This window comes from Serratia surfactantfaciens (assembly GCF_001642805.2).
Lineage (GTDB): Bacteria > Pseudomonadota > Gammaproteobacteria > Enterobacterales > Enterobacteriaceae > Serratia > Serratia surfactantfaciens.
The window spans coordinates 371,792-383,313 of record NZ_CP016948.1; the positions used below are offsets into that span (position 1 = coordinate 371,792).

Below are 11,522 nucleotides of genomic sequence, written 5' to 3' on the forward strand. Positions count from 1 at the left end.
AAATCCTCCTTATTTCTTGCCGCTGACCGCCCCCGGCTTTAGACTAGGCCGCCTGTTTTTTACCAACCAGCCTTAAATTGAAGAAGTGAATACCCATGCGCGTCGCTGATTTTTCGTTTGAACTTCCCGAATCCCTGATTGCCCACTATCCCCAGGCCGAGCGCAGCGCATGCCGCCTGCTGCAGCTGGACGGGCCGAGCGGGGCGCTGACGCACGGCGTATTCACCGATCTGCTGGACAAGCTGGAGGCCGGCGATCTGCTGGTGTTCAACAATACCCGCGTGATCCCGGCGCGCATGTTCGGCCGCAAGGTCAGCGGCGGCAAGATTGAAGTGCTGGTGGAGCGCGTGCTGGACGACCATCGCGTGCTGGCGCACGTGCGCGCGTCGAAAGCGCCGAAGCCGGGCGCCGAGCTGCTGCTGGGGGATGACGAGAGCATCGCCGCCACCATGGTGGCGCGCCATGAGACGCTGTTCGAGCTGCGTTTCAACGACGAGCGCGACGTATTCACCATTCTCAACGCGGCCGGCCATATGCCGCTGCCGCCGTATATCGCTCGCCCGGATGAAGACGCCGACCGCGAGCTGTATCAGACGGTCTACAGCGAGAAGCCGGGCGCGGTCGCCGCGCCGACCGCCGGCCTGCATTTCGACGAACCGCTGCTGGCGGCGCTGCGCGCCAAGGGCGTGGAAATGGCGTTCGTGACGCTGCACGTCGGCGCCGGCACCTTCCAGCCGGTGCGCGTGGAAACCATCGAAGATCACGTGATGCACGCCGAATACGCCGAAGTGCCGCAGGAGGTGGTCGATGCGGTGCTGGCCTGCAAAGCGCGCGGCAAGCGCGTGGTGGCGGTGGGCACCACCTCGGTGCGCTCGCTGGAGAGCGCCGCGGCGGCCAGCAAAGAGGCGCTGATTGCGCCGTTCTTCGGCGACACCAGCATCTTTATCTATCCGGGTTACCACTACCAGGTGATCGACGCGCTGGTGACCAATTTCCACCTGCCTGAGTCGACCCTGATCATGCTGGTGTCGGCCTTCGCCGGCTATAAAAATACCATGAACGCCTATCAGCAGGCGGTAGCCGAGCAGTATCGCTTTTTCAGCTACGGCGATGCGATGTTCATCAGCCGTAACCCGCAGGCGGAAAACGAATCCGTCGGCGGCTAAATTCCCGGGCTGCGCGCATGGCGCGGCCCCGTTTCAACGACATCAGACTGTTTCTCTGATGCTGGAGGCTTTGTGAAGTACGAATTACAAACTACCGATGGCCGCGCGCGTCGCGGCCGCCTGATCTTCGACCGCGGCGTAGTGGAAACCCCGGCCTTTATGCCGGTCGGCACCTACGGTACGGTCAAGGGCATGACGCCGGAAGAAGTGAAAGAGACCGGCGCGCAGATCCTGCTGGGCAACACCTTCCACCTGTGGCTGCGCCCGGGCCAGGAGATCATGAAACTGCACGGCGATCTGCACGACTTCATGCAGTGGCCGGGCCCGATCCTCACCGACTCCGGCGGTTTCCAGGTGTTCAGCCTGGGGGCGATGCGCAAGATCAAAGAGGAAGGCGTGTACTTCCGCAATCCGATCAACGGCGACAAGGTGTTCCTGAGCCCGGAAAAATCGATGGAAATCCAGTATGACCTGGGTTCCGACATCGTGATGATCTTCGACGAATGCACGCCGTACCCGGCCGACTGGGACTACGCCAAGCGTTCGATGGAAATGTCGCTGCGTTGGGCGCAGCGCAGCCGCCAGCGTTTCGACGAGCTGGAAAATAAAAATGCGCTGTTCGGCATCATTCAGGGCGGCGTTTACGAAGATTTACGTGATGTTTCAGTAAAAGGGCTGGTGGATATCGGCTTTGATGGGTACGCTGTGGGCGGCTTGGCTGTAGGCGAGCCGAAAGAGGATATGCATCGCATTCTTGAACACGTTTGCCCGCAAATTCCGGAAGATAAGCCACGCTATTTGATGGGCGTCGGCAAGCCGGAAGATTTGGTGGAAGGCGTGCGCCGCGGCATCGACATGTTCGACTGCGTCATGCCGACCCGCAACGCCCGCAACGGCCATCTGTTCGTGACTGACGGTGTGGTAAAAATCCGTAATGCCAAGCACAAGGATGATACTTCTCCGCTGGATAAGGACTGTGATTGCTACACTTGTCGCCATTACAGCCGCGCCTACTTGCACCATCTCGACCGTTGCAACGAAATATTGGGTGCTCGACTGAACACAATTCATAACCTGCGTCACTACCAGCGCCTGATGGCGGGTTTACGCCAGGCTATCGAAGAGGGTAAATTAGAGCAGTTTGTTGCGGATTTCTATGGTCGGATCGGCAAGCCGATTCCGCCTTTAAACGCTTGATCTAATAATTGATAACTTAATGAGGGAATTTCAATGAGCTTTTTCATTTCTGACGCCGTCGCATCCGCAGGGGCTCCGGCTCAGGGAAGCCCGTACTCTCTGATCATTATGCTGGTGGTGTTCGGCCTGATCTTCTACTTCATGATCCTGCGCCCACAGCAGAAACGCGCGAAAGATCACAAGAAGCTGATGGACTCCATCGGTAAAGGCGACGAAGTGCTGACCACCGGCGGCCTGATCGGTCGCGTGACCAAAGTGGCCGACACCGGCATCATCGCCATCGCGCTGAACGACACCACGGAAGTGATGATCAAGCGTGACTTCGTGGCGGCCGTTCTGCCGAAAGGTACCATGAAGGCCCTGTAATCTTTTTTCCCGAAGGGAATTGCCGTGCTAAACCGTTATCCTTTGTGGAAGTATCTGATGTTGATCGTCGTGATCCTCGTCGGTCTGCTTTATGCGCTTCCCAACATCTACGGTGAGGATCCGGCCGTACAAATCACTGGCGCGCGCGGTGTCGCCGCCAGTGAAACTACGCTGGACCAGGTCCGTACCGTATTAGAAAAAGACAACATCGCGAGCAAGTCGATTGCGCTGGAAAACGGCGCCATCCTGGCTCGCTTTAAAGATTCCGACGTTCAGCTGCGCGCCCGTGAAGCGCTGATGACCGAGCTGGGTGACAAATTCGTCGTGGCGCTGAACCTGGCGCCGGCCACGCCGACCTGGCTGGCCATGCTGGGCGCTGAGCCGATGAAACTCGGCCTGGACCTGCGCGGCGGCGTGCACTTCCTGATGGAAGTGGACATGGACACCGCGCTGAGCAAGCTGCAGGAACAGACCATGGATACCCTGCGCAGCGAGCTGCGTGAGAAGGGCATTCCTTACGCGTCTATCCGCAAGCTGGACAACAACGGCGTGGAAGTTCGTTTCCGCGACGATGCGGCCCGCGACCAGGCCATTAGCTACATCGGCCCGCGTCAGCGCGATCTGGTGCTGTCCGCCAACGGCGCCAACACCATGAAAGCCAGCCTGACGGACGCCCGTCTGAGCGAAGCGCGCGAATACGCCGTCCAGCAGAACATCACTATCCTGCGTAATCGCGTCAACCAGCTCGGCGTCGCCGAACCGCTGGTGCAGCGCCAGGGCTCCGACCGCATCGTGGTCGAGCTGCCGGGCATTCAGGACACCGCGCGCGCCAAAGAAATTCTGGGCGCCACCGCGACCCTGGAATTCCGTCTGGTGAACACCAATGCGGACGCCACTGCGGCGGCCAACGGCCGCGTGCCGGGCGATTCCGAGGTGAAGTACACCCGTGACGGCCAGCCGATCGTGCTGTACAAGCGCGTGATCCTGACCGGTGACCACATCACCGACTCCACCTCGAGCACCGACGAATACAACCAGCCGCAGGTTAACATCTCGCTGGACAGCGCCGGCGGCACGTCCATGTCCAACTTCACCAAGGACAACATCGGCAAGCCGATGGCGACCCTGTTCGTGGAGTATAAGGACAGCGGCAAGAAAGACGCCAACGGTCGCGCGGTGCTGGTGAAACAGGAAGAAGTGATCAACGTGGCGAACATTCAGTCGCGTCTGGGCAACAGCTTCCGTATCACCGGTATCGGCAACCCGAACGAAGCGCGTCAGCTTTCGCTGCTGCTGCGCGCGGGGGCACTGATCGCGCCGATTCAGATCGTTGAAGAGCGCACCATCGGTCCAACCCTGGGTCAGCAGAACATTACCCAAGGCCTGGAAGCCTGTCTGTGGGGCCTGGTGGCATCCATCGTCTTCATGGTGGTCTGGTACCGTAAATTCGGCGTGATCGCCACCACGGCGCTGGTCGCCAACCTGGTGCTGATCGTCGGCGTGATGTCCCTGTTGCCGGGGGCGACGCTGACCATGCCGGGTATTGCCGGGATCGTGTTGACGCTGGCGGTGGCGGTCGACGCCAACGTACTGATTAACGAACGTATCAAGGAAGAGCTGAAGAACGGCAGGTCCGTTCAGCAGGCGATCCATGAGGGCTATAAAGGCGCGTTCTCCAGTATCGTCGACGCCAACATCACCACCCTGATCACCGCGGTCATCCTGTACGCAGTCGGCACCGGTTCGATCAAGGGCTTTGCGATCACCACCGCGATCGGTGTGGCGACGTCCATGTTCACCGCGATTGTCGGTACCCGTGCCATCGTCAACCTGCTTTACGGCGGCAAACGCATTAACAAGCTGTCTATCTGAGGAGTGCGTTGTGGCACAGGATTATACTGTTGAGCAACTCAACTACGGCCGTAAAGTCTACGACTTTATGCGCTGGGACTACGTGGCCTTCGGCATCTCGTTGGTGCTGTTGGTCGCGTCGATCGCCACCATGTCGGTGCGCGGCTTTAACTGGGGTCTGGATTTCACCGGCGGTACGGTGATTGAAATCAACCTGGAGAAGCCGGCTAACCTTGACCTGATGCGCGATACGCTGGAGAAGGCCGGGTTCCAGGATCCGATCATCCAGAACTTCGGCAGCAGCCGCGACGTGATGGTGCGCATGCCACCGGCGACCGGCACCGCAGGCCAGGAGCTGGGTAACAAGGTGATCGGCGTGATCAACGACTCGGTGGATAAGAACGCCACCGTGAAGCGCATCGAGTTCGTCGGCCCGAGCGTGGGCAGCGAACTGGCGCAAACCGGCGGCATGGCGCTGCTGGTGGCGTTGATCTGTATCCTGATCTACGTCGGTTTCCGCTTCGAATGGCGCCTGGCGCTGGGGGCGGTTATCGCGCTGGCGCACGACGTGATCATCACGCTGGGCGTGCTGTCGCTGTTCCACATCGAGATTGACCTGACCATCGTCGCTTCCCTGATGTCGGTTATCGGTTACTCGCTGAACGACAGCATCGTGGTATCCGACCGTATTCGTGAGAACTTCCGCAAGATCCGCCGCGGCACGCCTTACGAGATCATGAACGTGTCGTTGACCCAGACGCTGAGCCGTACGCTGATGACCTCCGGGACCACCCTGATGGTGGTGCTGATGCTGTACATCTTCGGCGGCGCGATGCTGCAAGGCTTCTCGCTGGCGATGCTGATCGGCGTGTCGATCGGTACCGTTTCCTCTATCTACGTCGCGTCCGCGCTGGCGTTGAAACTGGGGATGAAACGCGAACACATGCTGCAGCAAAAAGTGGAAAAAGAGGGCGCCGATCAGCCTTCGATTCTGCCTTAACCGCCGCAGTATTCAGCGAAATGAGAAGGAGCGCCGATGGGCGCTCCTTTTTTTTGCCTCGGTTTCAGCGCGGCTGCACCACCGCCGGCTGGGCGGTCGAAACCAGGCTGTGCAGACGGATGTAGCCCAATTGTTCCGGCGTCAGGCCGCTGAAGCGCAGCTCGAAGTCCTGGCCGGGTTTCGGCAGCAGCGAGTCGGCGCTGGCGATCGGTTGCGACAGCGCCTCGGCGGTCAACGGCCGGCCGGTAGCCTCGTCCAACTGGCCCCATTCCACCACCGCTTTGAACGGCGGCAGCGTGGCCTGTGAGAGGATGCGCACATGTAGTTGCGCCTGCGTGCCGTTGGCTTCGCTCTTGATGTGGCTCAGTGAAACGCTCAGCTCGCCGATGCCGCTTTGCAAACGGGCGGCGCTGCGGGCCGCCGGCAGCAGGTAGACGCCGTTGTCGGAGTGCTGATTGAGCAGATTCTGTCGCTCCAGCGCGGTGGTTTGGTCGGTCAGCACGCTCACTTTCTGGTTCAGTGCGGCGACCTGATGGCGCAGCTGTGGCACGGCGGGGTTGTGCGCGCAGCCCGCCAACAACAGGGCGATGGCGAGCAGGCCGATTTTGGGGTAACGGGTTGTCATGAGGGCGATGTCCTATGCTGAATCTCCTGCTATCAAGCTTAGCCCGCATGGAGGTGAAAGTCATATCGACGCCGCCTTCCCGCCGCCTGTCGCAACAAATCGCCGCCGCCCTTTGTTGTGGCTGCACTTCGGGTTAAACTGCATTTATCTATAAAAAAAGTTTATCAGGACGTGTTATGCATTGCCCTTTCTGCGCCGCCGTTGATACCAAAGTCATTGATTCCCGCCTGGTGGGGGACGGTTCGCAAGTGCGCCGCCGCCGCCAGTGTCTGGTGTGCAATGAACGCTTCACCACCTTCGAGGTGGCCGAGTTGGTGATGCCGCGAGTGATTAAAAGCGATGAGGTGCGCGAGCCGTTCAACGAAGACAAGCTGCGTCGCGGCATGCTGAAAGCGCTGGAGAAGCGCCCGGTAAGCTCGGACGACGTGGAAAACGCCCTTAACCATATCAAATCCCAACTGCGCGCCACCGGCGAACGCGAAGTGCCGACCAAATTAGTCGGCAATCTGGTGATGGACGCGTTGAAAAAGCTGGATAAGGTGGCCTACATTCGCTTTGCGTCGGTATACCGCAGCTTCGAAGACGTGCGCGAGTTCGGCGAAGAGATCGCCCGCCTGCAAGACTAAAGGATCTTTCATGCATCACGACGAATTTTACATGGCGCGCGCCTTCGAGCTGGCGCGGCTGGGGCGTTTCACCACTGCGCCTAATCCGAACGTCGGCTGCGTTATCGTGCGCGACGGCGAAATTGTCGGTGAAGGCTATCATCTGCGCGCCGGCGAGCCGCACGCGGAAGTGCATGCGCTGCGCATGGCGGGCGACAAGGCGCGCGGCGCCACCGCCTATGTCACGCTCGAACCGTGCAGCCATCACGGCCGCACGCCGCCCTGCGCCGATGCGCTGGTGGCCGCCGGCGTGACGCGGGTGGTCGCGGCGATGCAAGATCCCAATCCGCAGGTGGCGGGGCGCGGGCTGTACAAGCTGCAGCAGGCCGGCGTCGAGGTGCGTCATGGCCTGATGCTGGCCGAAGCCGAAGCGGTCAACCTGGGCTTCCTCAAACGCATGCGCACCGGTTTCCCCTATGTACAGCTGAAGCTGGGCGCGTCGCTGGACGGCCGCACGGCGATGGCCTCCGGCGAAAGCCAGTGGATCACTTCACCTGAAGCGCGTCAGGACGTGCAGCGCCTGCGCGCGCAAAGCGCCGCGATTCTCAGCACCAGCGCCACCGTGCTGGCGGACGATCCGTCGCTGACGGTGCGTTGGGATGAGCTGGACGCCGAAACCCAGCGCCTCTATCCGCGCGAAAATCTGCGTCAGCCGCTGCGCATCCTGCTGGACAGCCAGAATCGCATTACCCCGCAACACCGCGTGGTGCAGCAGCCGGGCGCCACCTGGCTGGCGCGCCTGCAGGCGGATGAACAGGCCTGGCCGCAAGACGTCGAGCAGTTCATCTGCCCGGCGCACGGCGGCGGGGTCGATCTGGTGGTGATGATGATGCTGTTGGCCAAGCGCCAGGTGAATTCAATCTGGGTGGAGGCGGGGGCGACGCTGGCCGGTGCGCTGCTGCAGGCCGGCCTGGTGGATGAGCTCATTTTGTACATCGCGCCAAAACTGTTGGGCGATAATGGCCGCGGCCTGTGTCATTTGCCGGGCCTGGAGCGTTTGGCCGACGCGCCGGAATTCGTCTTTAGCGACGTGCGGCAGGTTGGCCCCGATCTGCGTTTGCGCCTGCGGGCGAAACACTGAATCTCGCGCCCGCGCGCCGGTTTTACAAAAGCGCCGCGCAGGCGATGAAAGAATATGATAGAATCCGCCCCCCTGCGGGGTATTGAACCCATTTTTAAGGAAAGCCCATGAAAGTTATCGAAGGTGTTGTTGCTACTCCAAATGCCCGTGTGGCGATCGCAATTGCACGTTTTAACAATTTCATCAACGACAGCCTGCTGGAAGGTGCCATCGACGCGCTGAAACGCATTGGTCAGGTTGCTGACGACAACATCACCGTTGTCTGGGTCCCGGGCGCTTACGAGCTGCCGTTGACGGCGAGCGTATTGGCCAAAACCGGCAAATACGACGCGGTTATCGCGCTGGGCACCGTTATCCGTGGGGGCACCGCGCACTTCGAATATGTGGCGGGCGAAGCCAGCTCCGGCATCGGCAACGTTGCGATGAATGCCGAAATCCCGGTTGCCTTTGGCGTGTTGACTACCGAAAGCATCGAACAGGCGATCGAACGCGCCGGCACCAAAGCGGGCAACAAAGGCGCTGAAGCTGCGCTGACCGCACTTGAAATGATTAATGTTATCAAAGCTATTAAAGCCTGAATTTAGTTAAGGGGAATTCCGTGAAACCTGCTGCTCGTCGCCGCGCTCGTGAGTGCGCTGTTCAAGCGCTTTACTCTTGGCAGTTGTCTAAAAACGACCTTGCCGATGTTGAACACCAGTTCCTGACGGAGCAGGATGTCAAAGATGTTGACGTCGCCTATTTTCGCGAGTTGCTGTCCGGCGCGGCAGTGAATGCAGGTATGCTGGACGAACTGATGGCGCCATACCTGTCGCGTCAGCTCGAAGAGCTGGGCCAGGTGGAGCGCGCAGTGCTGCGCGGCGCGCTGTTTGAACTGAAAATGCGCGAGGATGTCCCTTACAAGGTGGCGATCAACGAAGCGATCGAACTGGCGAAAACCTTCGGCGCGGAAGACAGCCACAAGTTTGTGAACGGGGTGCTGGATAAAGTGGCGCCAACCCTTCGCAAGAAAAAGTAAAACATTAAGGCCGGTATCCCCGGCCTTAATTTCTTCTAGTGGAATATCGATATGGCATGCGGCGAATTTGACCTCATTGCCCGCTATTTTGACCGGTTTAAGCGCGTGCGCCGGGATGTACAGTTGGGCATTGGAGATGACTGCGCACTGCTGGCAGTGCCGGAAAAACAGCTGGTGGCCGTCAGTACCGATACGCTGGTGGCGGGCATTCACTTCCTGCCGGACATCGATCCGGCCGATCTTGGTTACAAAGCACTGGCGGTCAATCTCAGCGATCTGGCGGCGATGGGCGCCGATCCTGCGTGGCTTTCGCTGGCCCTGACGCTGCCGGAGGTGGACGAACCCTGGCTGAAGGCCTTCAGCGACAGCCTGTTCGATCAGCTCAACTATTACGGCATGCAGCTGATCGGCGGTGATACCACGCGCGGCCCGCTGAGCATGACCTTGACCATTCAGGGGCTGATCCCGGCCGGCCGGGCGCTGACCCGCAGCGGTGCGCGCATCGGCGACTGGATCTACGTGACCGGCACGCTGGGCGACAGCGCCGCCGGTTTGGCGATCCTGCAGGATCGTCTGGCGGTGACGGATACGGCGGCGCGCGATTACCTGATCGCTCGCCATCTGCGCCCGCAGCCGCGGGTGTTGCAGGGGCAGGCGCTGCGCGATCTGGCCAGCTCGGCGATCGACATCTCCGACGGCCTGATCTCCGATCTGAAACACATCCTGAAGGCCAGCGACTGTGGCGCACGCATCGTGCTGGACGAGCTGCCGATGTCGCAGGCGCTGAGCAGCCACGCGGATGCCGAGCAGGCGCTGCGTTGGGCGCTGGCGGGCGGCGAAGATTACGAGCTGTGCTTCACCGTGCCGGAAATCAACCGCGGCGCGTTGGAAGTGGCGCTGAGCCATCTCGGGGCCGACTACACCTGTATCGGCCAGATTGGCCCGCTGTCTGAAGGCATTCGCTATTATCGCAACGACGAGGCGGTGGAGCTGGGCTGGGTCGGGTTCGACCATTTCAATGCGGAGCCGGGCAACCATGGATGAAGCCAAGCGTCGGCTGCGGATGAGCAATCCGTGGCACCTGCTGGCCACCGGCTTCGGCAGCGGTTTGTCGCCGATCATGCCGGGCACCATGGGATCGCTGGCGGCGATCCCGTTCTGGCTGTTGCTGATCCAACTGCCGTGGCAGCTCTACTCGCTGGCGGTGATGTTCAGCATCTGCATCGGCGTCTATATTTGCCATCGCACGGCGAAAGACATGAAGGTGCACGATCACGGCAGCATCGTCTGGGATGAGTTCGTCGGCATGTGGATCACGCTGATGGCGCTGCCGGTCAACGACTGGCGCTGGGTCGCCGCCGGTTTCGTCATCTTCCGCATTTTGGACATGTGGAAGCCGTGGCCGATCCGCTGGTTCGATCGCAACGTGCATGGCGGCATGGGCATCATGGTCGACGACATCATCGCCGGCGTGTTGTCCGCCGGCATCATCTACCTGATTGGGCACCACTGGCCGATCGGGTTGTTCTGACAGACGGGCGCGGTGTTTCGCGCCCGCTACTCTTTATTCAAACCCCGTCACCCGATGCGGCACGTAAGCCGTCTCCAGTTCTGCCACCTCTTGCGGCGACAAACTCAAATCGACCGCGGCGATGGCGTCGTCCAGCTGTTCGCTGCGCGAGGCGCCGACGATCGGCGCGCTGACCGCCGGTTTGTTCAGCAGCCAGGCCAGTGCGATCTGCGCCCGCGAGACGCCGCGTTCTTCGGCGAGGCTGGCGACGCGTTCGGCGATGATGGCGTCGATGCCTTCGGTTTCCTCATACAGGCTCTTGCCGAACTGGTCGGAAACCAGCCGCGCGGTGGTTTCGCCCCAGGGGCGGGTCAGGCGGCCGCGCGCCAGCGGGCTCCACGGCAGCACGGCGATGCCTTCGGCGGCGCACAGCGGGTGCATTTCGCGCTCTTCTTCGCGCTGGATCAGGTTGTATTGATCCTGCATGCTGACGAAGCGCGTCCAGCCGTGCAGATCGGCGGTGTACAGCGCCTTGGCGAACTGCCAGGCGTACATCGAGGAGGCGCCGATGTAACGCGCCTTACCGGCTTTCACCACCTCGTGCAGCGCTTCCAGCGTCTCTTCCAGCGGCGTTTCGTAATCCCAGCGGTGGATTTGCAGCAAATCGACATAGTCGGTGCCCAGGCGCCGCAGACTGTCGTCGATGGACTGCATGATGTTGGCGCGCGATAAACCGCGCTTCAGATTGCTCAGCGGGAAATAGACCTTGGTGGCGACCATCACGTCTTCGCGCCGGGCATAGTCGCGCAGCGCCCGGCCGAGGATCTCCTCGCTGCTGCCGTCGGAATAGCTGTTGGCGGTGTCGAAAAAGTTGATGCCGGCTTCCAGCGCCTGTTTCAGCAGCGGGCGGCTGCTCTCTTCCGGCAGCGTCCAGGCGTGATTGCCGCGGTTCGGTTCGCCATAGGTCATGCAACCCAGGCAGATGCGTGAGACGTTCAGATCGGTGTTGCCCAGTTTCAGGTACTTCATGCTTGCCTCCCATTCAC

At 60.9% G+C, this 11,522-nt stretch carries 13 protein-coding genes; 11 read left to right on the plus strand and 2 right to left on the minus strand.

Translation table 11 applies throughout. The features are described from left to right. Nucleotides 1-95 precede the first annotated feature (95 nt). The 5 genes from queA (at nucleotide 96) to secF (ending at nucleotide 5,580) form a co-directional block, all read left to right on the plus strand. Entirely contained in the window at nucleotides 96-1,166 is a 1,071-nt protein-coding gene (gene queA / locus ATE40_RS01740) for a tRNA preQ1(34) S-adenosylmethionine ribosyltransferase-isomerase QueA (protein ID WP_004940394.1), read from the plus strand. 72 nt (nucleotides 1,167-1,238) lie between these two features. Next, nucleotides 1,239-2,363, plus strand: a complete 1,125-nt coding sequence (gene tgt, locus ATE40_RS01745; protein WP_016928877.1) for a tRNA guanosine(34) transglycosylase Tgt — start codon at nucleotides 1,239-1,241, stop codon at nucleotides 2,361-2,363. A gap of 33 nt (nucleotides 2,364-2,396) precedes the next feature. Next, a complete protein-coding gene (gene yajC, locus ATE40_RS01750; protein WP_004940391.1) occupies nucleotides 2,397-2,729 on the plus strand; it encodes a preprotein translocase subunit YajC in 333 nt (110 codons plus the stop codon). A gap of 24 nt (nucleotides 2,730-2,753) precedes the next feature. Further along, nucleotides 2,754-4,601, plus strand: a complete 1,848-nt coding sequence (gene secD, locus ATE40_RS01755; protein WP_025160068.1) for a protein translocase subunit SecD — start codon at nucleotides 2,754-2,756, stop codon at nucleotides 4,599-4,601. Between the two features lie 10 nt (nucleotides 4,602-4,611). Then, nucleotides 4,612-5,580, plus strand: coding sequence for a protein translocase subunit SecF (secF, locus tag ATE40_RS01760; RefSeq protein WP_019454209.1), 969 nt, complete (start codon nucleotides 4,612-4,614; stop codon nucleotides 5,578-5,580). Between the two features lie 64 nt (nucleotides 5,581-5,644). Here secF and ATE40_RS01765 read toward each other — a convergent pair whose 3' ends face one another. Further along, entirely contained in the window at nucleotides 5,645-6,205 is a 561-nt protein-coding gene (locus tag ATE40_RS01765; RefSeq protein WP_063918834.1) for a SadB/YajI family lipoprotein, read from the minus strand. 176 nt (nucleotides 6,206-6,381) lie between these two features. Here ATE40_RS01765 and nrdR point away from each other — a divergent pair, with 176 nt between their 5' ends. The 6 genes from nrdR (at nucleotide 6,382) to pgpA (ending at nucleotide 10,497) form a co-directional block, all read left to right on the plus strand. Then, entirely contained in the window at nucleotides 6,382-6,831 is a 450-nt protein-coding gene (gene nrdR / locus ATE40_RS01770) for a transcriptional regulator NrdR (protein ID WP_004940387.1), read from the plus strand. Between the two features lie 10 nt (nucleotides 6,832-6,841). Further along, entirely contained in the window at nucleotides 6,842-7,951 is a 1,110-nt protein-coding gene (gene ribD, locus ATE40_RS01775; RefSeq protein WP_033642057.1) for a bifunctional diaminohydroxyphosphoribosylaminopyrimidine deaminase/5-amino-6-(5-phosphoribosylamino)uracil reductase RibD, read from the plus strand. Nucleotides 7,952-8,058: 107 nt separating this feature from the next. Continuing rightward, nucleotides 8,059-8,529 carry a 6,7-dimethyl-8-ribityllumazine synthase gene (ribH, locus tag ATE40_RS01780; protein WP_004940385.1) on the plus strand — a complete coding sequence of 157 codons (471 nt, stop codon included), beginning with the start codon at nucleotides 8,059-8,061 and terminating at the stop codon, nucleotides 8,527-8,529. A 20-nt stretch (nucleotides 8,530-8,549) separates the two neighbouring features. Continuing rightward, complete coding sequence (nusB, locus tag ATE40_RS01785) at nucleotides 8,550-8,966, plus strand: transcription antitermination factor NusB (protein ID WP_063918835.1); 417 nt, start codon at nucleotides 8,550-8,552, stop codon at nucleotides 8,964-8,966. Nucleotides 8,967-9,017: 51 nt separating this feature from the next. Further along, the gene (gene thiL, locus ATE40_RS01790) at nucleotides 9,018-10,010 is read left to right on the plus strand and encodes a thiamine-phosphate kinase (RefSeq protein WP_063918836.1); all 993 of its coding nucleotides are present in this window, start codon (nucleotides 9,018-9,020) and stop codon (nucleotides 10,008-10,010) included. After that, on the plus strand, nucleotides 10,003-10,497 hold the full coding sequence (gene pgpA, locus ATE40_RS01795; RefSeq protein ID WP_019454205.1) for a phosphatidylglycerophosphatase A: 495 nt from the start codon (nucleotides 10,003-10,005) through the stop codon (nucleotides 10,495-10,497). Before thiL ends, pgpA begins: the two co-directional genes overlap by 8 nt. Before the next feature lie 33 nt (nucleotides 10,498-10,530). Here the strand turns inward: pgpA and ATE40_RS01800 are convergent, their stop codons facing one another. Continuing rightward, a complete protein-coding gene (locus tag ATE40_RS01800; RefSeq protein ID WP_063918837.1) occupies nucleotides 10,531-11,505 on the minus strand; it encodes an aldo/keto reductase in 975 nt (324 codons plus the stop codon). Nucleotides 11,506-11,522 lie beyond the last annotated feature (17 nt).

Coding starts and splice junctions, on each gene's coding strand:
- ATE40_RS01800 (WP_063918837.1), bottom strand. CDS start 11,505: ATGAAGTACCTGAAACTGGGCAACACCGATCTGAACGTCTCACGCATC.
- ATE40_RS01765 (WP_063918834.1), bottom strand. CDS start 6,205: ATGACAACCCGTTACCCCAAAATCGGCCTGCTCGCCATCGCCCTGTTG.
- yajC (WP_004940391.1), top strand. CDS start 2,397: ATGAGCTTTTTCATTTCTGACGCCGTCGCATCCGCAGGGGCTCCGGCT.
- ribH (WP_004940385.1), top strand. CDS start 8,059: ATGAAAGTTATCGAAGGTGTTGTTGCTACTCCAAATGCCCGTGTGGCG.
- pgpA (WP_019454205.1), top strand. CDS start 10,003: ATGGATGAAGCCAAGCGTCGGCTGCGGATGAGCAATCCGTGGCACCTG.
- thiL (WP_063918836.1), top strand. CDS start 9,018: ATGGCATGCGGCGAATTTGACCTCATTGCCCGCTATTTTGACCGGTTT.
- ribD (WP_033642057.1), top strand. CDS start 6,842: ATGCATCACGACGAATTTTACATGGCGCGCGCCTTCGAGCTGGCGCGG.
- nrdR (WP_004940387.1), top strand. CDS start 6,382: ATGCATTGCCCTTTCTGCGCCGCCGTTGATACCAAAGTCATTGATTCC.
- queA (WP_004940394.1), top strand. CDS start 96: ATGCGCGTCGCTGATTTTTCGTTTGAACTTCCCGAATCCCTGATTGCC.